This window comes from Emticicia sp. W12TSBA100-4 (assembly GCF_040253585.1).
GTDB lineage: Bacteria > Bacteroidota > Bacteroidia > Cytophagales > Spirosomataceae > Emticicia.
Genome location: NZ_JBELAU010000011.1, coordinates 41,664 through 61,816, shown reverse-complemented (window position 1 = coordinate 61,816; position 20,153 = coordinate 41,664). Strand labels below are relative to the sequence as shown.

Annotated in this window: 20 protein-coding genes; 8 read left to right on the top strand and 12 right to left on the bottom strand. The window is 35.7% G+C overall.

What is annotated here, in order from left to right; all coding sequences use genetic code 11:
- Positions 1 to 116: 116 nt before the first annotated feature.
- Positions 117 to 1,562 carry a Fe-S cluster assembly protein SufB gene (gene sufB / locus ABR854_RS17150; RefSeq protein ID WP_305952395.1) on the top strand — a complete coding sequence of 482 codons (1,446 nt, stop codon included), beginning with the start codon at positions 117 to 119 and terminating at the stop codon, positions 1,560 to 1,562.
- Between the two features lie 109 nt (positions 1,563 to 1,671).
- Complete coding sequence (locus ABR854_RS17145; RefSeq protein ID WP_350266839.1) at positions 1,672 to 2,532, top strand: DUF5694 domain-containing protein; 861 nt, start codon at positions 1,672 to 1,674, stop codon at positions 2,530 to 2,532.
- A 62-nt stretch (positions 2,533 to 2,594) separates the two neighbouring features.
- On the opposite strand, the gene ABR854_RS17140 is transcribed toward ABR854_RS17145, so the two are convergent.
- Positions 2,595 to 3,059: an Lrp/AsnC ligand binding domain-containing protein gene (locus ABR854_RS17140; RefSeq protein WP_188765342.1), complete on the bottom strand. Its 465-nt coding sequence runs from the start codon at positions 3,057 to 3,059 to the stop codon at positions 2,595 to 2,597.
- A 578-nt stretch (positions 3,060 to 3,637) separates the two neighbouring features.
- On the opposite strand from ABR854_RS17140, the gene ABR854_RS17135 reads away from it, so the two are divergent.
- From ABR854_RS17135 to ABR854_RS17125, 3 genes are all read left to right on the top strand, one after another.
- Entirely contained in the window at positions 3,638 to 4,879 is a 1,242-nt protein-coding gene (locus ABR854_RS17135) for a DUF819 family protein (protein ID WP_350266836.1), read from the top strand.
- A 112-nt stretch (positions 4,880 to 4,991) separates the two neighbouring features.
- The gene (locus tag ABR854_RS17130) at positions 4,992 to 6,461 is read left to right on the top strand and encodes a capsule assembly Wzi family protein (RefSeq protein WP_350266834.1); all 1,470 of its coding nucleotides are present in this window, start codon (positions 4,992 to 4,994) and stop codon (positions 6,459 to 6,461) included.
- Between the two features lie 108 nt (positions 6,462 to 6,569).
- Positions 6,570 to 6,779, top strand: a complete 210-nt coding sequence (locus ABR854_RS17125; protein ID WP_350267192.1) for a T9SS type A sorting domain-containing protein — start codon at positions 6,570 to 6,572, stop codon at positions 6,777 to 6,779.
- Positions 6,780 to 6,818: 39 nt separating this feature from the next.
- Here ABR854_RS17125 and ABR854_RS17120 read toward each other — a convergent pair whose 3' ends face one another.
- Both ABR854_RS17120 and ABR854_RS17115 read right to left on the bottom strand, forming a co-directional pair.
- The gene (locus ABR854_RS17120) at positions 6,819 to 7,700 is read right to left on the bottom strand and encodes a bifunctional 5,10-methylenetetrahydrofolate dehydrogenase/5,10-methenyltetrahydrofolate cyclohydrolase (protein WP_350266832.1); all 882 of its coding nucleotides are present in this window, start codon (positions 7,698 to 7,700) and stop codon (positions 6,819 to 6,821) included.
- Positions 7,701 to 7,818: 118 nt separating this feature from the next.
- Positions 7,819 to 8,331 carry a nucleoside/nucleotide kinase family protein gene (locus tag ABR854_RS17115; RefSeq protein ID WP_305952390.1) on the bottom strand — a complete coding sequence of 171 codons (513 nt, stop codon included), beginning with the start codon at positions 8,329 to 8,331 and terminating at the stop codon, positions 7,819 to 7,821.
- A 103-nt stretch (positions 8,332 to 8,434) separates the two neighbouring features.
- Between ABR854_RS17115 and ABR854_RS17110 the strand changes: the two genes are divergently transcribed.
- Together ABR854_RS17110 and ABR854_RS17105 are read left to right on the top strand one after the other, a co-directional pair.
- Positions 8,435 to 8,605, top strand: a complete 171-nt coding sequence (locus tag ABR854_RS17110) for a hypothetical protein (protein WP_305952389.1) — start codon at positions 8,435 to 8,437, stop codon at positions 8,603 to 8,605.
- A gap of 48 nt (positions 8,606 to 8,653) precedes the next feature.
- On the top strand, positions 8,654 to 9,925 hold the full coding sequence (locus ABR854_RS17105; protein ID WP_350266829.1) for a metal-dependent hydrolase family protein: 1,272 nt from the start codon (positions 8,654 to 8,656) through the stop codon (positions 9,923 to 9,925).
- Here ABR854_RS17105 and ABR854_RS17100 read toward each other — a convergent pair.
- From ABR854_RS17100 to ABR854_RS17085, 4 genes are all read right to left on the bottom strand, one after another.
- Positions 9,917 to 10,738, bottom strand: a complete 822-nt coding sequence (locus ABR854_RS17100; protein WP_350266827.1) for an N-acetylmuramoyl-L-alanine amidase-like domain-containing protein — start codon at positions 10,736 to 10,738, stop codon at positions 9,917 to 9,919. The genes ABR854_RS17105 and ABR854_RS17100 overlap by 9 nt on opposite strands.
- A gap of 295 nt (positions 10,739 to 11,033) precedes the next feature.
- Positions 11,034 to 11,495, bottom strand: coding sequence for an RES family NAD+ phosphorylase (locus tag ABR854_RS17095; protein ID WP_350266825.1), 462 nt, complete (start codon positions 11,493 to 11,495; stop codon positions 11,034 to 11,036).
- A complete protein-coding gene (locus ABR854_RS17090; protein WP_305952385.1) occupies positions 11,495 to 11,893 on the bottom strand; it encodes an Xre family toxin-antitoxin system antitoxin in 399 nt (132 codons plus the stop codon). Before ABR854_RS17090 ends, ABR854_RS17095 begins: the two co-directional genes overlap by 1 nt.
- Before the next feature lie 65 nt (positions 11,894 to 11,958).
- On the bottom strand, positions 11,959 to 13,245 hold the full coding sequence (locus tag ABR854_RS17085) for an aminopeptidase P N-terminal domain-containing protein (RefSeq protein ID WP_350266823.1): 1,287 nt from the start codon (positions 13,243 to 13,245) through the stop codon (positions 11,959 to 11,961).
- Positions 13,246 to 13,304: 59 nt separating this feature from the next.
- On the opposite strand from ABR854_RS17085, the gene ABR854_RS17080 reads away from it, so the two are divergent.
- On the top strand, positions 13,305 to 14,909 hold the full coding sequence (locus tag ABR854_RS17080; protein ID WP_350266821.1) for a S8 family serine peptidase: 1,605 nt from the start codon (positions 13,305 to 13,307) through the stop codon (positions 14,907 to 14,909).
- Between the two features lie 50 nt (positions 14,910 to 14,959).
- Here ABR854_RS17080 and ABR854_RS17075 read toward each other — a convergent pair whose 3' ends face one another.
- The 5 genes from ABR854_RS17075 to ABR854_RS17055 form a co-directional block, all read right to left on the bottom strand.
- Positions 14,960 to 16,174 (bottom strand): hypothetical protein, encoded by a 1,215-nt coding sequence (locus tag ABR854_RS17075; RefSeq protein WP_350266819.1) that lies wholly within the window; start codon positions 16,172 to 16,174, stop codon positions 14,960 to 14,962.
- A gap of 3 nt (positions 16,175 to 16,177) precedes the next feature.
- Entirely contained in the window at positions 16,178 to 16,768 is a 591-nt protein-coding gene (locus ABR854_RS17070) for an RNA polymerase sigma factor (RefSeq protein ID WP_350266817.1), read from the bottom strand.
- A gap of 66 nt (positions 16,769 to 16,834) precedes the next feature.
- Positions 16,835 to 19,003, bottom strand: a complete 2,169-nt coding sequence (locus ABR854_RS17065) for a TonB-dependent receptor plug domain-containing protein (RefSeq protein ID WP_350266815.1) — start codon at positions 19,001 to 19,003, stop codon at positions 16,835 to 16,837.
- Positions 19,004 to 19,109: 106 nt separating this feature from the next.
- Entirely contained in the window at positions 19,110 to 19,574 is a 465-nt protein-coding gene (locus ABR854_RS17060; protein ID WP_350266813.1) for a hypothetical protein, read from the bottom strand.
- A 116-nt stretch (positions 19,575 to 19,690) separates the two neighbouring features.
- Positions 19,691 to 20,089 carry a hypothetical protein gene (locus tag ABR854_RS17055; RefSeq protein ID WP_350266810.1) on the bottom strand — a complete coding sequence of 133 codons (399 nt, stop codon included), beginning with the start codon at positions 20,087 to 20,089 and terminating at the stop codon, positions 19,691 to 19,693.
- Between the last annotated feature and the right edge of the window lie 64 nt (positions 20,090 to 20,153).

Sequence of the window (20,153 nt, the reverse complement as noted above, 5' to 3'; positions counted from 1 at the left end):
ATTGTATAAAAACTTAAAGAATATTTAAAATCCTATTTATATTAAGTCTAAATTTGCGAACATTTACTGCATAATTTTTGTTGCATCATATAGAGTAAATCAAGCAAAACAATAGCATGAGCAAAGATTTAGAATTATTAGAAGAACTAACCACATCCGAATACAAATACGGATTTTACACAGATATTGAAGCTGACGAAATTCCTGCTGGCTTAAATGAAGATGTCATCCGACTCCTTTCTGCAAAGAAAAATGAGCCAGAGTGGATGCTTGAATACCGATTAAGTGCATACAGAGTTTGGCAAACCATGACCGAGCCAACTTGGCCTAATGTTTCGTACAAACCAGTTGATTTACAGAGCATCAAATATTATTCTGCTCCAAAACAACAAAAAGTTATCAATAGCCTTGATGAGATTGACCCAGAATTACGCCGTACTTTCGAGCGTTTGGGTATTTCATTGAAAGAACAAGAACGTTTATCGGGTGTTGCGGTAGATGCCGTAATTGACTCAGTTTCGGTAGCAACAACTTTCAAAGCTAAGCTCGGCGAATTGGGTATTATTTTCTGCTCAATTTCTGAGGCAATTCACGAACATCCTGAGCTTATAAAAAAATATTTAGGTTCAGTAGTGCCAGTAAAAGATAATTATTATGCAGCTTTAAATGCGGCAGTTTTTTCTGATGGTTCGTTTTGTTATATTCCCAAAGGCGTTCGTTGCCCAATGGAATTATCAACTTACTTCCGTATCAATGCGGCAGGAACTGGGCAGTTTGAGCGTACATTAATTGTGGCCGACGAAGGTTCCTATGTGAGTTATTTAGAGGGTTGTACAGCTCCTATGCGTGACGAAAACCAATTACACGCTGCTGTAGTTGAGATTTTTGCCCATGAAAGAGCAGAAGTGAAATATTCGACAGTTCAGAACTGGTATCCAGGCGATAAAGACGGAAAAGGTGGGATTTATAACTTCGTTACGAAACGTGGTTTGTGTTTTGGTGAAAACTCAAAAATTTCGTGGACACAAGTAGAAACTGGTTCGGCCATCACTTGGAAATACCCATCAGTAGTATTGCGTGGCGATAACTCAATTGGAGAATTCTACTCGGTTGCGGTGACAAACAACATGCAGCAAGCTGATACTGGTACAAAAATGATTCACTTAGGAAAAAATACTAAGAGTCGTATTGTATCGAAAGGTATTTCGGCAGGAAGAAGCCAAAATTCTTACCGTGGATTGGTTGATATTTCAAAACGTGCTGAAAATGCTCGTAATTTCTCGCAATGCGATTCACTGCTTTTAGGCGATAGATGTGGAGCTCACACATTCCCCTATATTGAAGTAAAAAATTCTTCGGCATCTGTAGAACACGAGGCTACTACTTCAAAAATCGGTGAAGATCAATTATTTTATTGTAACCAGAGAGGAATTCCGACCGAGCAAGCCGTAGCATTGATTGTGAATGGTTATGTAAAAGAAGTTTTAAACCAATTACCGATGGAGTTTGCTGTGGAGGCACAAAAATTACTCGAAATTTCGTTAGAAGGTAGTGTAGGTTGATTTTAAAATAAAATTTATATTATAGAAAAGGCTGTCATTTGGCAGCCTTTTTGTTTAGATATGAAACACAATTTTGTAAATTGTGCCCTTAATTTATTCAATTTCATCTATGAAATATCTTCTATTCATCATATTTTTCATTTGTGGTTCAACTTTCTTGAATGCCCAGAGTGGGAGGGTGCAAGTAGCCTTCTTGGGTGTTTTTCACATGGGTGAAACACCTGATTACGTAAAAGGTGGAATAGATGATTTGCTTTCAGCCGAACGCCAAAAACAAGTGCAAGAAGTGGTCGATGCTTTGGCAAGGTATAAACCTGATAAAATTTTTGTTGAGAATACGCCCGATGCACAACCTTATTGGAACACTGTTTATAGAAATTATTTGAATGGTTTTCGTCCCGCCGAAAAAAGTGGCGAACTCAATGAGATTTTTCAGATTGGCATTAAACTGGCAAAAAAAATCAATAATCCTGTCGGTGTGACTTGTATTAATTATGTTCAACCAGATTTAGCTTTAGGAATGCGAACTGCACGCAATAAGATTGATACGCTTCAGACTTTTTACGCCCATGAACTCGAACGTGCCAGACCAACTTATGATGCCTATTTCAAGCAAAATCCAAGTGTAAATAGATCATTTAATGAGTATTTGAGTAATTATGAGACATGGAAAAAACTTCCAATTAAAGAACATTTAATGAATCTAAATTCTGAGAAAAGTATCGCAACGCTACATTATTTTAATATAACTGGTTGGATGGATACTAATACGAATGGCTACGGAGCGGAATTTACTGCCAAAGAATATTATCGTAATACTAAAATTATGCAAAATATTTTGTCCAGCGTCAGCCCTTACGACCGAAAACTGCTCGTAATAATCGGCGGAGGGCATGTTCAGATTCTAAGAGATATGTTAAAGTCACACCCATATTTTGAAATTGTAGATGTTAGAGAAATTTTGAAATGAAAATTTCTTATTTCATTGATGACAGTTTCGACTGACGGCAATGAAGTTTTATACCATTCTCATCAAACCAAAGGTATTGGCCTATTAAACCTTTCTTCCAAAGAAATAAAAGTTTCAGTGCGATTGATTCCACCAACTTTCTGAATTTTATCATGTAGCACTTCTCGTAAATGCTGGGTATCTCGACAAACGATTTTTACGAAAATACTATACTGACCAGTCGTGTAATTAATGCTCACTACTTCTGGAATATTTTCTAATTGGTCGGCTACGGTATCATACAATTCACTTTTATCAAGATAAATACCTAAGAACGCACTGATGTCCCAACCGAGTTTTATTGGGTCAACGATTAGTTGAGAACCTTTTACAATGCCCATTTGCTCCATTTTGTTCATTCTTACGTGAACAGTTCCACCAGAAACAAAGATTTTTTCGCCAATTGTTGTATAGGGCATCTTTGCATCTTGCATAAGCAAGGATAAAATCTTTAAATCTGTTTTATCAATTTCTAAATTTTTTTCCATTTTTAAAAACTTGAATTATGAATTTGTTAATAAAATTAATAAAAAAATATGAAATATGTAAAGTTTAAATATTTTTTATAAAATATTTGCAATGTATATCTTTTTTGTATTAACTTTGTAACATCAAAATAAGACAAAGCACCACAATTACAGCAAAGTTTTAGAGTTTTGATTTATACTGTAAGGTGATGAAATTGGCAGCCATGCCCTCCTGTCTCGGGGGTGGTGAATATAGGACAAACGCAGCATAAAGCCGGACTATCTTAGTCGACTGGGATTGACCACCAAATTTGTACTGTGGCTAACTACACCGTGGGCGGTTCGACTCCCCCTCTTACAGCAAGCAATTTAAAAGTGTGAAAGAATATTTTAATTGATAAATTTCTTTCATACTTTTTTTTTGAGTATTTTTGCTTAGTAAAAATATTATTTGGTTTTTAGTTTGTTGATGAAGTGTAATTGCGACACGCAATCCCGAATTGAGGTTTGCGTGTTTTTTTGTGTATATAAAACACGAATGTTTTATTTCCAATCAAGAATCATTTACTTTGTGTTTCTGACTGAAACAAACCTAAACCATGATTCAAGAAAAAGCCTTTTTTACAAATGATGCCGTAGTACTTGGAATTTTAATGGCTTCGTTGGCTATTATTTTTTATTCAACTACACTAAAATCGTTTGATAAATTCTATAAAATTGTTCCTTCGATACTGCTTTGCTTTTTTATACCAGGTTTATTGAGTTCGTTTAATATCATTTCTGCGACTGATTCGCAACTCGACGAAACTGCTTCTCGCTTCTTTTTGCCTACTTGTTTGGTCTTTTTTACTTTGAGTATTGATATTGAGGCTATTAAGCAATTGGGAGGCAAAGCTTTGTTTGTCTTTTTTGCAGGAGCTGTAGGTGTGATGGTGGGTGGGCCAGTCGGAATTTGGGTAGGAAAAATGATAGACCCAACTTTCTTAGGAAAAGATGGTGAAGAAATTTGGCGAGGCTTGGCTACGATTGCTGGAAGTTGGACAGGCGGAAATGCCAATCAGCTGGCTTTAAAAGAAATCTTTCAACCATCACCTGCTGTTTTTGCCCAAACGAGTGTGATTGACGTGCTTTTTGCAGAATTATGGTTGGGCTTGCTGCTTTATTTCGTGGCAAAAGCCGCAATTATTGATAAAAAAATGAAAGCAGATGCAAGTATCATTAAAGTGATACAAGACAGAGTAGAAATTGAAAGTGCCAAGCAAAAGAATCCAACCTTCCAAGAATTATTTTTATTATTGGCTGTCGGGTTTGGAATAACTGGTCTTGCTCATATTGTTGCCGATAATGTTGCTCCTTTTATCGAAACCAATTATCCTAATTTGAAGGCTTACAGTTTAGCCTCCAAGTCATTTTGGATTGTGACAGTTGCATCGCTTTCAGGTTTTATTCTATCTAATACAAAAGCTCGTAACCTTGAGCGATTCGGGGCTTCTAAAATTGGTACATTGTTTCTTTATTTTCTGATTGCTACCATTGGTATGCAGCTACACATTTTTGAAGCTTTTAATAATCCGATGTTGTTTTTAGTTGGTTTAATTTGGATTTTGATTCACGCAATCTTCACTATTGTTGCGTCATATATAGTTAAAGCTCCTTTTTTCTTTACAGCTGTTGGTTCGCAAGCAAATGTTGGGGGAGTAGCTTCTGCTTCAGTCGTTGCAGCCGCTTTTAATCCTTCACTTGCTCCGATAGGTGTATTATTGGCAATTCTTGGAAATGCCGTTGGCACATATTGTGGTTATCTTACTGGACTTGTAATGCAATGGATTTCAACTCAGTAAAGTCCATCTTATTTACAAATTAGTTATTTTGTGTACCTTAATCGACGTACGTCCCTAAATACATTTCTTAGGCATTATATTTGCTCATTTTTCTGTACAAAATTGAGCGAACATGAAAAAGTTATTTACCCTTTTGCTGGGGTTTGTTGTTGTGTGTAATGCTCAACAGAATCCACCTAAAAAGTTTGATTATAGATTTGAGATAGGAAGCTATTTTTCAATCAATAATAAGTTGCCTTTTTGGCAAAGTTCAAATCAGTTTGGAAGCATTCCGAGCGACTTACCAGCTTTTCTTTGCCGTCAAAGTATTAAAACCCAAAAAGATACACTCAATAGATTTTTTAAATTTGATTATGGTTTTGAAGCCGTAACTATTCTTGGTAAAAAACCTCAGTTATTACTTCCTGAAGGCTTTCTGTGTACAAAACTTGGTAAGTTTGAAGTTTATGCAGGGCGTAGAAAAGAAATTTTTGGAATTGTAGATACACTTTTATCCTCTGGATCGGTTTCATGGTCAGGAAATGCCATGCCAATTCCAAAAGTACAAATCGGAATGCCAAATTATACTAAGTTGTTTTTTAAATGGCTAAGTTTTAAAGGGACTTATTCACATGGGTGGTATGGAAACCAGACTTTTACCAAAGGTCATTATTTACATCAAAAATCACTTTTTTTAAGAATCGGAAAACCATCTGCATTATTGAATATTTATAGTGGTATAGTGCATAATGTAACTTGGGGTGGTACTCCCAAGAATACTTTTCCAATTGGAGATGACCGACTTTTAAATGGAAAATTTCCAGCTGATTGGTATGTTTATGGGAATGTAGTTTTGCCGCTTAAAAGTCTTTGGCGTCAGACTGATAAATATTATACCTACAATGCTTTTGAAACAACCAATCATTTTGGAAATCAACTCGGCTCAGTTGATGCTGCCGCTGAATTTAAGTTTAAGAAAAGTAGATTAATGCTTTATCGCCAATTTTTGTTTGAAGATGGTCAATTATTTGGTCTGACAAACACCGATGATGGTCTTTATGGTTTAAGCTTTACGCCTAATCCTAAGTCATCTTTCAAAAGAGTAGTTTTTGAATATTTGTTTACAAAAAACCAAGGTAGATATGTGGCAGGAATAGGACGATTATTGAATTTACCTGACCGACACCCCAACGAAGAAAGCTTTTTGTTTAATCATCAACAGTATTTTGATGGTTGGTCGTATAACCGACGAACTATTGGAACCCCATTTTTAACTCCCGAACAAAACATTAGAAATGAAAATCAACTCGGAAATGGTAATGTTTTTGTGAATAATAATCGAATTTGGGCATTTTATGGAGCTTTATTGAATCAGATTGGCACAATTAGTTTTTCAAATCGACTTTCTTTTAGCAGAAATTTTGGAAATACGAGTTTGCTGGGGAGAATTATCGAGCCAGTTGACCAGATTTCATATTCTATAAATACGAATGTGCCTTTAAGAAGACTAAAAGCAGATTTGAATGTCAATGTCTCGGTTGACCAAGGTGATTTGATTAAAGATAATTATGGAAGCTACATTTCAATAATAAAAAGATGGTGATTTGTAGGTTATATTACCATTAGATAATTTTTTATAAAATTAGTTAAACCAATGCAACAGATTTCAGTCAAAACTTCGTCTTAACAATAACCTAATTATTTTTTACACATACTAATCCATATTGAAACAATGATTGAAATGAAAACAAAGATATTTTTGAAAGATTCTCAAGGGAGAGTTCTTGAAATGAGAGATCTCGAAAAAGAAGTGAATAATGAATTTGATGTAGATAAGCTAAATGATGGAGTGTATTTTGTTGAGTTGCTTCTGCCTCATGGAAAGGCAATAACCCATCAATTTATAGTTAATCATAATTAAGAATAGAAGAGTGGTATGCCGAAACATACCACTTGTTTTTTACTTATAAATTTCTTTTCTGGCTGAAAGTAGTGTATTGTACATTAGAGCAGCTACAGTCATAAGGCCAACACCACCAGGTACTGGTGTGATATAACTACATTTAGGAGCAACCTCATCAAATTTTACATCTCCTTTGAGTGCAAATCCACTTTTCTTTGTAGTATCGACAACTCTTGTAAGACCAACATCTATCACAACGGCACCTTCTTTTACCATATCGGCAGTAATAAATTCTGGTTTGCCAAGGGCTGCGACCAAAATATCAGCTTGTTGAGTAATCTCAGCTAAATTTGTGGTTTTACTATGCACCAACGATACCGTACAGTTACCTGGGTAAGTATTGCGTTGCATCAGAATACTCATCGGTAAACCTACAATTTGACTTCTACCAACAACCACACAATGCTTACCAGCAGTTTCAATGTTATAGCGTTTGATTAATTCCAAAACACCAAAAGGCGTTGCCGAAATGTAAGCAGGCAAGCCTTTTGCCATTCGGCCAATATTTATCGGATGAAAGCCATCGACATCTTTGCGTGGCTCAATGGCTTCAATAACTTTATCTACGTTTATATGTGCAGGAAGCGGAAGCTGAACAATAAAACCATCAACATCATCATCTTCGTTGAGTTGTTGAATGATTTCGAGAACTTCTTCTTCTGTTGTGCTTGAATCACGGCGAATCAGCGTCGATTTAAAACCAATTTCTTCGCAAGACCTGATTTTACTTGCGACATATGTTTCACTTGCACCATTATCGCCAACTAAAATTGCTGCCAAATGTGGAATTTTACCACCATCGGCTTTTTGTTTTTCGACTTCTATTTTGAGTTCTTGCTTTACTTGAGCAGAAATAAGTTTACCATCAATGATTGTCATGGAGCTAATTTTTTTATTTAAAGTGCAAAGATAGGGCAATGAATTTAGAATTGAAAATTAAGACGGGGTCGCCCGAGTGATTAAGAATTTTATGGCAGCAGTATAAAGTTAATTACGATTACCGAGCAGAGCTGAGGCTTTTAATTACTTTTTCCATATCAAACTCGTCTTCTCCACTTACATTCACAATACCTTTCAAATCCTTTCTCGGCTTACCGTATTTTAAGAACGACAGCCATACGTGGTCAATAAACCAAGTGGGTTCGTAGCCCCAACGGATATCCATTGCTCGACGAATAAGAAAGGTTCTTTTTGAAATTTTTACATGAAATTTTTTATCATAAAGTTGATTGATTTTATCATCATAAAAAGCAAAGAGGCCTTCTGCAATAACTACATCAAATCGAGTTTTGAAAAGTTCGATTACTTCTTGATATTGCTCAAAATCAATTGATTGTGGAGACTCCCAATCGGTTTTGTTTTTGATTTTTGGAATTTGTGTTTCAGGAAATACAAAATCATCTTGGTGAAAAATGATTGCTTTCTTTCCATTTTTTCTGAAATAAGTGACCAATAAATTGGCCAACGTACTTTTTCCCGAACGGCTCACGCCTCCAATTCCAATAATCATGTTATATATTTGAAAATACGCTTTTGAGTTAGATTTTGAGATTCTTTTACAAAGAAAATTAAATTTGATTATATTTAAATCAAAATCTCAAAAACCCTAAAAAATGAATAAAGATAAACTTTCTTACTATGCCAGTTATGTTGCAATTTTCTGCGGAATATTTCTTTTTATGATGAAACTATATGTCAATGAAAAATCATTAACAACTACCGTTATGGGGCTTCTATTTATAGGAATTGGTATTGCTGGATTGAGAATGTATAAGAGAAAATAAATGTTTACTTCATTTTTAAATTGTATAAACACTTCATCCTAACATAAAATGTATTTCAGAAAAACGTTATTATTATTGATTATTACTTCTTTTATTAAAGTTTCGGCACAAAGTTTAATCTATCTGCGTCCAGATAGGGTTTTTGATGGTGAAAAAGTTTTCGAAAAATATGGCGTAATTATCAAAGCTAATAAAATAGAAATTGTTGATAGTCAGGTAAATATCGAAAAAAACTTACCAAAAGATACTAAAATTGTTGATCTTAAAAATTGTACACTTTTACCAGGGTTAATTGAAGGGCACACGCATCTTTTTTTGCATCCTTACAACGAAGTGCCGTGGGATGACCAAGTATTGAAAGAATCTCGTTCGTATCGAACTGCAAGAGCGGTAATTCATGCCGAAAAAACACTTAAAGCTGGTTTTACCACTGCCCGTGACTTAGGCACTGAAGGAGCAGAGTTTGATGATGTTGGTTTGAAAAAAGCCATTGACGACGGAGTAATTCTTGGCCCCCGACTTTTGATTGCCACAAAAGCTTTGATTGCTACAGGTAGTTATGCACCACGTAGTTTTTCAGCTGATATAAAAGTCCCACAAGGGGCAGAAGAAGCTGATGGCGTGGATGATTTGATAAAGAAAACACGAAATCAGATTGGGAAAGGAGCTGATTTAATTAAAATCTATGCTGATTATCGTTGGGGCTTGCGTGGCGAAGCAGCTCCAACTTTTTCGTTGGAAGAAATAAAATTGATCGTAGCAACCGCTCAAAGTGCTGGCCGACCAACGGTTGCTCATGCTTCGACCGTTGAAGGTATGCGACGTGCAATTTTAGGTGGCGTTGAAACAATTGAACACGGCGATAATGGCACGCTTGAAATTTGGAAATTGATGGCTGAAAAGAATGTGTATTTGTGTGCAACATTGGCAGCAGGCGATGCGATTAGCCAATATAGAGGTTGGAAAAAAGGTGTTGATGATGAACCTGATAGAATTAAGAAAAAACGAGTATCGTTCAAACAGGCTTTAGAAGCAGGAGTAAAGATTTGTTTTGGTGGTGATGTGGGTGTTTTTGCTCATGGAGATAACGCTCGTGAGCTTGAAATGATGGTTGACTATGGAATGCAACCAACAGAGGCTTTAAAGTCGGCAACGAGTGTGAATGCCGATGCTTTTCATGTGAATTATGAAGTTGGACGAATCAAAAGTGGTTTAATGGCCGATATTGTGGTGGTTGAGGGGAACCCAACTAAACAAATTGCGGATATAAGAAAAGTAAAAGTGGTTATGAAAGATGGTAAATTGATAAGTTTAAAATAATCTTAAAACCGATATACCTGAATGTTTATGGATTCTGTTTAGGTAATCTACTAATAGTTCTTTAGAAATAATTACCTTTTTTTGCTCATAAGAGGCATGAAGTAAATAAACTCTACCATTTTGTCGAATTGCAAATCCTTCATGATTAAAATCTAAGCCATCAACGTTTGAAGTTATGGCTATTATATCACCGTCTTGAATTTGATTTTCTACTTTTTCCAATTTCCACTTTGGGATATAATAAAAGTCAAATTCATTAATTTTTTTTTGGTATTCTTTTATTGCTAAAAAAGAAGTTTCGTCTTTTAAATTTGGATATAGCTCCCGGTTGGAAGTCATAAAATTCAGACTTTTTTTCTGTTTAATCCCCCCAATTTTGCTTGTAATATCTTGCAAAACATCATTTTGCTCGGCTTGAATAATCCACTCTTTAAAGTAGTGTAGCCTTGAGGCATAGCCTTGTACAATCCCATTTCTATAACGAAGCTCGGTAAGTTGATTTTTGTATTTTTCAAATGTAGGTGAGCCTGCATGATTGATGAGACTCATGGCTATTACGTTTTCAACAAACGTTGAGCAGTCGAAATCTCTCAAATTACATACTAATTGTTCTTTCGAGTTGCCTTCAAGTGTGCCTGCTTTATAGGGTTTTCCAATAAAACTTTTGGCAATTGTGATAGCAGTTTGTGCCTTCGTTTCTCCCTTAGCCAATTTCATTTTCTGCATAAATATTGTTTCATCAGCACTTTGAGCTAATGTAATATTGAGTGAAAAAACTATGAAAAAGAGGCTAAGAATACTTTTCAGCAACATTTGATTAGTGATTTTGAGATTATTCGACAAAGGTATGCTTTCAATAATTAGAATTCAAACGATTTTGAATACGATTATTTAGAAGTTCAAGAGCAAAATTGTTTTTTTGATTATTAAATGCTACCGTTTGGTAAGATTCTTTGAAAAAAGATTGGATTGGTACACTTTTCGTTACTTTAGCTTAGTATAGGTTTTGAGAATTATTATATTTTTGATGACTTATGTACTTTTCCTTATAAAAAATTAAAAACATTGATTTAGTGATTGGATTGCTATATTTGATGTAATTCAATCACTATTTTTGTTTCATCAACCTATTATCAAAATTAAAATCTTCACTACGTAAGACCTTGACTTTTGAAAAATCAGGGTGAGCAGGATTAATTAGAAAATTATACTCACCTTCAACCACAACCGATGGCACTCGCAAAGTGAGATATTCGGCAGCACTCAACCACGAAGCACTTATTTTAGTCGTTGAATCGCTTGGTTCGATATTGTTCCAATCGTCGGGTAAAGATTTTGCAGGAATTGTCAAGATAGAATCATCTGGAATGTAAATAGTAATCAGTCGATAATTAAGCGGCAAGAAAGCGTTTGTGGTATGTACCAAGACTTCTACGAGTGCCAAGGCTCTCGTGCCTGCTGTATATAAAACAGCATCCCCTTTTCGATTCCATCGACCACCATGAATCTTCGCACCAGTACCCGATAAATCGTTGGCGTATTTTGCGGAAGATAATCTAAAAACTTCCATTAAGCTAAGATTCCATGTTCAATTCTACCAATTTCATCTAAAACCATATCAAACCCAAAATTGGTATCAAGGATTTCGACGGGTGTTTTTGATCCCAGAAATGGATTTGGATGACGCATCCAACCTTTGAAACGCTCTAAATCGCCCCAAACTTCAGTGCCTCTTTCGTATAGTTTAGCAAGTTGGATTGCTTTTTCTGAAGCCGTTTTTTCTAATTTTTTGTTATCAGGGTAGCGTTGAAGCGTTCTTTCTGAGAGATTAATGATAATAGCCAGCTCTTTTCCAGAAAACGATAACTGTTTTGCCATTTTCACGACAGAGTTTTTCGGAATTCCAGTTCTGGCCAATTCTATCAAATCTGATTGATTTTTGACCGATTGATTAAATAATAAAAACATAATTTATGACATTTGTCGTAAAATAAACGAAAATTGTCGTATTATCCAAGTTTTTAATGCTATTTTTATAGCATTAAAGCCTCAATCTCATTAATTTCAATTGGAATATTAGCCATTAGGTCTTCGTTGCCATTCTCAGTAATTAAAATATCATTTTCGAGCCTGATACCGAGTTTTTCTTCGGGAATATAAATGCCAGGTTCGCAAGTGAAAATCATTCCAGCCTTGAAAACTTCATAGCGATTGCCAACATCATGTACATCAAGCCCCAAGTGATGCGAAATTCCGTGAGGAAAATATTTTTTATAAAGCGGAGCATCTTCGTTCTGCCTATCAACTTCAGTTTGTTTCAGTAAGCCCAATTTTATCAATTCAATTTCCATAATTTTACCAACTTCTTTGCGTAGATTTTCCATTGTATTTCCTACAATGAGCATCTTTTTGGCTGCTTTCATTACATTTAAAACTGACAAGTAAACTTCTTTTTGTCGAGCTGTGAAACGGCCATTTACAGGCAAACAACGAGTAATATCTGCATTATAATTGGCATATTCTGCTCCAAAATCCATTAAAATTACCTCACCATCCCTGCACTGATTATTATTTGTGACGTAGTGCAGTACACAGGCACTTTCTCCCGAAGCTAAAATAGGAGCAAAGGCATGTCCACGAGAGCGATTCCTCAAAAAATCATGTGTGAGTTCGGCTTCTAATTCAAATTCAAGTACATTGGGTTTTAAGAACTTCGCCATTCTTACAAAGCTTTTTCCTGTAATTTCGATGGCTTTTTTTATCAAATCTATCTCTATTGGCTGTTTTATCGCTCGTAATTGGTGCATCAAAGGAGCAAGTCGTTCGATTCGATGAAGTGGAAATTTATGTTTAAATTCAGTAATAAATCTTCTTTCACGGGTTTCAAAACTCCATTCGCCACCATCGTGTTCGTTCAGATTTAAATAAACTTGGTCGGCCAAAAAGATGATTTTTCGTAAAACTGTTTCAAAACTACTTGTCCAAACTACTTTTTCAATGCCCGAAATATCGGTTGCTTGTTTTTTAGAAAGCTTTTCACCTTCCCAAACTTTTATGTGTTCGCTGGTTTCTCTCACCAGTAGAATTTCTCTGAATTTTTCATCTGGAAAATCAGGAAACAAAATCAAAATTGTTTCTTCTTGGTCGATACCCGAAAGGTAAAAAATATCGTTATTCTGGCGAAACCCAAAAGTGCCGTCAGCATTGGTTGGTAATACATCATTCGATTGAACAATTACCATCGAATTTGGCTTGAGAAGGCTCTTTAATCTTTCACGATTTGAAATAAAAAGTTGCGAATCAATCTTTTCGTAACGCATTTTCGTTTTTTATGTAGAATTTTTAGAATATTTGCGAAATTATAAATTATCAAACACGAATGATTCGATTCAACCAGATTTTCTCAATTTTTATTTTACTCTTAGCATCTGTTTTTAAAGTAGAAGCTCAAGAATCAAAATATTGGGTAGTTTTTATAGATAAAGATATTAGTGTGGAGCCTGCAATTTCTGAAAAGTGCAAAGAAAATAGACGAATGCTTGGGTTAAGCGAAAGTCAATTCTCTGATTTACCACTCACGAGAAAATACATTGCCGATTTAGAAAAGTCAGGTATTCGGCCACTTGTCAAATCAAAATGGTTAAATGCTGTATCAGTTAACTTATCTGAGGCTCAAATAGAAAGAGTAAAGAGGTTTGGTTTTGTTAAAGAAATCGTACCTATTGAAAGTCGGGCTGTGCTTGCAAGTATGAATTCACAAAAGCATACTAATAAAAACATCGGCAAGGTTCACAACCTTACCGATGTTAAACGTCAGCAAGAAGACGACCTTCGTGTTGATTTTGCGATGAAGCAAATTGGGATCGAACATTTTTTAGAGGCGGGCCTTACCGCCAAAGGTGTAACGATAGGTGTAATTGATGCAGGGTTTTTCGGTGCTAACGATACTCAAACCCTCAAACATTTGTTTGAAAGAAAGCAGATTTTAGGTGTAAAAGATTATGTAAACCCTAAGAAAAAAGACTATTTTGGAGAACGAGAATCTGCCTCTGATTTTCACGGAACCGAAGTTTTGAATGCTATTACTGGTAGAAATTATAAAGAAAACTTTCAAATTGGACTCGCTACAAACGCCAGTTTTTATTTAGCTCGAACCGATAGTGGTAACAAAGAATTTAGAGGTGAAGAAGACAACTGGATGGCTGCAATGGAATGGATGGATAGTCTGGGTGTACGATTGATAAATACTTCATTAGGCTACGCAAAAGGCTTTTCAAATCCGAAGGAAAGTTATACACCTGACCAAATGGACGGAAAAACGAGTGTAATTGCTCGGGCGGCCAAAATGGCAGTAGATGAAAAAGGTATAGTTTTGGTGGTTTCTGCTGGAAATGAAGGTGATGATAGTTCGTGGAGAATTATCTCGACTCCAGCCGATGTTGATGGTGTAATTGCCATCGGGGCAACCAACGAACTGGGTATGAAAATGGGTTATAGCAGTATTGGACCAGAGTTTTTGACTTATATGAAGCCCAATGTTTCATGTTTTTCACTTTTTGGAACATCGCTGGCTGCTCCTGTGATAACAGGTTTTGTGGCGTGTATGATGCAAGCACACCCAACTTTAAAGAATAAAGAAATTCGTTCAATTCTTGAAAAATCAGCTAGTCTTTATCCATACGGCAATAATTTTATTGGATATGGTATTCCAAGTGCTAAAAAAGCATTGAAATTAGCGGCAAAAAGACAGCTAAATGAAGCTGAACCGAGAGTTGTTGAAGTGGCAGAAAACGAGAAACAAGTTGAAATTCCGATGCCATTAGGAGAAATTGCGGTGGTTTTTCATAAGAAAAATGCAAGACATGTACTTACGCAAGAATCAGTTAAAGCAAAATATAATTTTATTCCTCTCAAACGTAATTCATCAGTAAAGCAAACAACTGTTATGACTCGTGAAGAAGTTGTGGAGGTAATTTGGAAATAAAGTCCCAAACACCTAATTCTACGCAATCTTAATCTGTTCTAAACTCTCCTTTAGGGGTTGGGGGTGTTTGGTCTCTTCAAAAACTTGGTTGTATAAAATTTGCCCTTATGGAAACGGAAATAAATATTTCCAACCCTAACAACGCTCATTTCTTTGACTTTCTCAATGTTTTCAATATCATCTTCAAGTGTGTGAATCGTGCCTTTTGTTTTCTTTGCTATTTGTATATAATCGCTCTGAAAAGCCACATTCTTTTCGTAAGTTTCGCCACAAAGAATAATGTGTACTTTTTTCTTTACTTTTGATAATTGCCTCATGTCTTTTACTTGCGTGCTATTATCTGCAATCATCACAAATTCATCTGCATCGGGAAAATGTTTTTGAGCATAAAGCAATGCTTCAATATTGTTTTCGGGTTTGTCTTTATTGTTTTCTGTATTGTTGATAGCAGCAAACATAGTATCCCAAAGTACGAGTTCATCCTTACTTCTGACTGCAAACATCTTTCCAGGAAGGCGACCACGAGTCTGACGCCCGAGGCTATCACAGTCAGTAAAAAACACTATTCCTTTAATTGATTGATTATCAGTATTTTCGCTCATCCAATCGAAAACTTGAGTGGTGTACGGAAACATCGTTGAGGTAATATCGCAGACAAGCACCACGTTTTTCCATTTATCAATATTTCTATCGAGAGCATCATACGAAGTTAGTTCATAAGTTTTGCCGAGTTCACGTACTCTCGAAATTTTATCACTCATCGAAACCGCACTTGCCGAAATAAATCTAATTTCTTTTTCGGCTAAATCGTCAGCAAGGCCATTCTTGAAAACTAATCTTTTGTTGGTTATTTTACTGAGTTTTACTTCATTTTCTGTTTGCTCACTGATTTCTTGGGTTTCGTTGTATAATTCTGGGAAAACTGGGGAATCGTTTACCTTTGCTATTGTTTCTTCAGTTGGTTTAGAAATAGCAGTATTTGGTGTAGATTTAGTAGCAATATTTGTCTGTTCTTCTGGTTCAGAAGGTTTAAGTTCGAGCGATAAAGGTTTGCTGTTCATGTAAAACTCTATAATTGGCGTTTCGCTCACAACTATATAAACCAAACTAAGCAACAGCAACCCAAAAGTAGGATAAAGGAAGCGTAAAGTTTTGCTAATAAGCAACTTACGTCTCATCTTTTTCCAGTCTTCGGGTGATTTTTCAGGACTTAAACCCTCAAGTTTTTCCCTGACAAACCGATGAAATTGTTGTTCGTCTTGCATGATTTAAAGCATTTTGCGGAGCTTCTCTCGAAGCAACCCATTGGCCAATGATAGATTTGCCCGAGATGTACTTTCTGCCATTTTGAGCATTTCTCCGATTTCTTTATGCGAATAGCCTTCTACGGCATAAAGATTAAAAACTAAGCGATAATTGGTCGGTAAACTTTGCACCGCTACCATGATATCTTCTGATGAAAGTTTAGCATAAACTGAGGTATCGCCAAAGTTTGGTTCTACAATATTTTCGGGTAATTGGGTGGTTTGGTTTTTAATATTTTTTCTAAAATGGTCAATCGCTACATTTATCATTATCCGTCTGAGCCATGGTTTGATGCGTTCGATATTCTCAACCCTATCCAAACTTTTGAAAACTTTCAAAAAACCATCATTCATTATTTCCAAAGCGTCGTCACGGTTTTCGCAGTAACTTAGACAGACCGACAAAGCAAAGCCGTGAAAATGCTCGTAGAACTTCTTCATAGCACTTTCTTTGCCTTTTAGGCAATCTTCTACTACTTCCATCAAACTATTAGAGTTCAATAGTGGCTTGCGGGTTAATGGGTTGAAGTAAATTTCTGTAGTTGCTGTAATCACGGAAAATTTACGTTTAGATGGGTGTTTTATCTAAGACGTAAATTCTCCGTAGAAACGCTGTCAAATTTATATATTTCCTCTCAAAGTAACAATAAAATTACGCCCAGCATTGCTGATTCCTGAGGCAAAATTGCGGTAGTTTTTGTCAAGAATATTCTCACATGCAGCCTGAATTTGTAAATGTTTATTAATCTGAAAAGCACTTCTCAAATTCAAAGTCCACCACGAAGGCATACCATCGGCTGTTGCATATTGTGCATTATCTTCTCCTTCTGGATTGTAATCAGCATTTTTTTTCCAGCCATTATAAAGACTAAATGCTTCGATTTGGAGTTTGTTTTTGTTGAATTTTATCGCCGTTCGTCCAAACATTGGCGGAATGTGATCAAGTGGTGTATTCTTATCGTCCTTGATTTTACCTTTAGTATTATTCAAAGTACTTGAAAAAATCAAATCAGGTGTTAATTTAGCATAAACTGCTACATTCCAGCCATTTATTTGAGCTTCACGAACATTTTGACTCGCTAAGACGGTACTTTTTGCACCTAAAAAATCAACGGTACTTTGTCCGTTCAATGTAAATGGAGCGGTAACGATTGCATTTTTGAATTGGGTGTAGAAATACGTAGCTTCGATTGTCAATACTTCACCAATTTGCTGATTGACTGATGCTTCGTAATTATACGTATATTCAGGCTTAATAGTTGGATTTGGTACAACTAAAGTTCCTGCCTTTGAGTCAAAAACTTTTGTCATATCATCAATATTGGGGCTTCTAAAGCCGCTCGAAAATAAAGCACTCAATTTTGTTTTATTAACAGGACGTGCAACAACTCCTAAATTCCCCGATAGAGCGTTGGGATTTTGAGTTACTTTATCATAAGGAAACGGGAAGAAAGTTTTGTCCTTAAATTCTGCATTTAAATTAATGGCATTGTATCGTAAACCACCATTGATATAAAATTTTTGCGAAATGTTTAGTCGGTCGGTTAAGTAAACTGCCAACGAACGCATCGTATTTTTACCATCCGGATAGCGAGTGCTTGCGGGCGTAATTACGTTTGTACTGATATTGAGGTTTGACGCCGTTGATTTTACATCATTATAGGCCAATTCTGCTCCGTATTGCACTGTATTAGCGTTGATAACTTTTTGGAAATCAGCATTTAAGGTAAAAACTTTTACATTTTCGATTTGACTTTTCTTGTTTAGATTATTGAAGTTTCGTGAAATTCGACTTTCTTCAATATCTTGAAAAGCGGCAGTAATCATACCTTTATCGTAAATTTTGGCATCTGAAAGCTCTAAATGATACGCCGCCAGAAACCTTTTTTCAGGGCCGTAATACCACTCCGAAAACCTTGGATTTGTACCAGAAACTTCTGTAAGGCGGTCATAACGAGGTACATCCGAACTGTTTGAATATTGTAAGTTAATCGTATGCTTCACTTTTTCTGACTGCTGATACATAAATTTCTGCAGAATATCATACTGAGTGTAGGCACTTCCAATTTGTTTATTGTAGTCAGTATTGGTCACTTTTGTGTCTTTTCCGTCAATTCGTTCGGCATAAAATAATCGTTTTCCAAAATCAGGAAACTTTTCTGTACGTTTATCGCCTTGAATCAAATCTCCGAAATCAGAATAAGTGATGCTTGTAAGCGAACCAAACTTTTTAAAACCTAAGTTTACGTCAGCATGAACCGTTTTTTCGTTCCAAGCAGAAGAGTATCGAGTGTATGCCGATGCTGAGATTTTATCCAAAGTCGGATTTCTACTCTTAAAGCTCATTACACCGCCAAGTGCATCGCTACCATATATTACCGAACTTGGCCCAAACAAAATCTCGGCACGGTCAAGCATACTTTGGTCGATACGTAAAACATTCTGTAAGTGTCCTGCTCTGTAAATGGCATTATTCATTCTGATTCCATCAATCACAACCAAAACTCGGCTCGATTCAAATCCTCTCAAGACTGGACTTCCGCCGCCGCCTTGGCTTTTTTGCACGAAAACATTACCCGAATTGATTAGTAAATCGCCCGTGTTGGGTGTATTCTGAAAGGCAATCTGATTTTTTGAAATTAAACTAATTTGATTCGGAAGGGTTCCTCTTTGAGCTTCAAATTTACTACCCGCAACTACCACTTCGTTTAGCGAAATGTTTTTTTCGGTCGAGTCGATTTGTGCTAATACCCTAAAAGGTAGAAGCATTAATATATATATGTATTTCATTATTAGTCAATTTTTTTTAACACAGATAACTATTGCACAAAATTGTGAATAGAGAAATAAACACTTCAATTGAATATCGAAGTGTGCTTCATAAAAACTTTATGTGCTAAAAGTAATCGGGTGGAGGAGAAGCTACCGACAAGAAAATTGTCAAAAGCTTGGCATTAAAGGTGAATTTTATGTGCAGATTTATTTTAAACTGAAAAGTGAACAGTGGCTTTTCAAAAATACTAAGAGGGGTTTTAAGAAAATTGAGGAGGATTTTTTGCGTTTTTTTGATTGGACTATTGGCTACATCTTTCTTAACCATTGATTCGATAGAACGATTCAGTTCAGTCTCTTTCTTATCTTTAAAACACCAAAGAATTACTTGACCGTCATGGACTTCTTTTCGCATGACATCATACATAATGCCATTCATTTCAAATTCTTCTTTGTCGTTATATTCGTTATTGATAATTCTAACGAGTTGGTTATCAGGGAGTTTATGAAGGATGCTATGTTTGATTTCGTGCCTGATATTTTTTCTTTTGATTTCAAAGTAGATAAAACAGCCAATTGAATTTACCAAGAATATAATAAAAAGCCCCCCAGCCAAGAGCCGACGAAATTGGTTTTTAAGGGATATCTTATTTGATTGACTGGGTTTCAATCGGATGAAGGTTAATTGCTGTTCTAAAAGTAAGTTTATTTCTTAGAACTTTTTTCTTTCTTTTCTTTCTTTTTAGGAAATTCGTAATCGAAACCGTTTTGCACTTTCAAATTATAATCAAAAAACTCTAAAGCTCTTTGTAAGTTACTCCGATTGACCGCCACAAAATAAGGATGACTACCATCGCCACGACGAATCAGGCGGGCATCTAATTTGAAAATTGTGCCTTCGGGATAATGGGCCACCAATTTAGACGGACAACTCACCTTCAAATCTCGTGGAACGCTTTGGCCATTAATCGTATTCAAACGCATACGTTTTCTGCCCGAATCAAAATAAGATTCGGCAAAAACATCTAAAAAGAAAATTTTGTTTAACTCTGGAACTTCGTCCACTAACGACAACTGCATTAATTTCAATCTTTTATTGGTCATGGGCATCAACAGTTTAATCCATGAATATTGCAAATCTATGTAAAATTTCAGAAAATAATCAATC

Excerpts from the sequence above, each read along its gene's own strand:
- sufB (WP_305952395.1), top strand. The coding sequence starts at position 117 with ATGAGCAAAGATTTAGAATTATTAGAAGAACTAACCACATCCGAATAC.
- ABR854_RS17145 (WP_350266839.1), top strand. The coding sequence starts at position 1,672 with ATGAAATATCTTCTATTCATCATATTTTTCATTTGTGGTTCAACTTTC.
- ABR854_RS17140 (WP_188765342.1), bottom strand. The coding sequence starts at position 3,059 with ATGGAAAAAAATTTAGAAATTGATAAAACAGATTTAAAGATTTTATCC.
- ABR854_RS17135 (WP_350266836.1), top strand. The coding sequence starts at position 3,638 with ATGATTCAAGAAAAAGCCTTTTTTACAAATGATGCCGTAGTACTTGGA.
- ABR854_RS17130 (WP_350266834.1), top strand. The coding sequence starts at position 4,992 with ATGAAAAAGTTATTTACCCTTTTGCTGGGGTTTGTTGTTGTGTGTAAT.
- ABR854_RS17120 (WP_350266832.1), bottom strand. The coding sequence starts at position 7,700 with ATGACAATCATTGATGGTAAACTTATTTCTGCTCAAGTAAAGCAAGAA.
- ABR854_RS17115 (WP_305952390.1), bottom strand. The coding sequence starts at position 8,331 with ATGATTATTGGAATTGGAGGCGTGAGCCGTTCGGGAAAAAGTACGTTG.
- ABR854_RS17110 (WP_305952389.1), top strand. The coding sequence starts at position 8,435 with ATGAATAAAGATAAACTTTCTTACTATGCCAGTTATGTTGCAATTTTC.
- ABR854_RS17105 (WP_350266829.1), top strand. The coding sequence starts at position 8,654 with ATGTATTTCAGAAAAACGTTATTATTATTGATTATTACTTCTTTTATT.
- ABR854_RS17100 (WP_350266827.1), bottom strand. The coding sequence starts at position 10,738 with ATGTTGCTGAAAAGTATTCTTAGCCTCTTTTTCATAGTTTTTTCACTC.
- ABR854_RS17095 (WP_350266825.1), bottom strand. The coding sequence starts at position 11,495 with ATGGAAGTTTTTAGATTATCTTCCGCAAAATACGCCAACGATTTATCG.
- ABR854_RS17090 (WP_305952385.1), bottom strand. The coding sequence starts at position 11,893 with ATGTTTTTATTATTTAATCAATCGGTCAAAAATCAATCAGATTTGATA.
- ABR854_RS17085 (WP_350266823.1), bottom strand. The coding sequence starts at position 13,245 with ATGCGTTACGAAAAGATTGATTCGCAACTTTTTATTTCAAATCGTGAA.
- ABR854_RS17080 (WP_350266821.1), top strand. The coding sequence starts at position 13,305 with ATGATTCGATTCAACCAGATTTTCTCAATTTTTATTTTACTCTTAGCA.
- ABR854_RS17075 (WP_350266819.1), bottom strand. The coding sequence starts at position 16,174 with ATGCAAGACGAACAACAATTTCATCGGTTTGTCAGGGAAAAACTTGAG.
- ABR854_RS17065 (WP_350266815.1), bottom strand. The coding sequence starts at position 19,003 with ATGAAATACATATATATATTAATGCTTCTACCTTTTAGGGTATTAGCA.
- ABR854_RS17055 (WP_350266810.1), bottom strand. The coding sequence starts at position 20,089 with ATGACCAATAAAAGATTGAAATTAATGCAGTTGTCGTTAGTGGACGAA.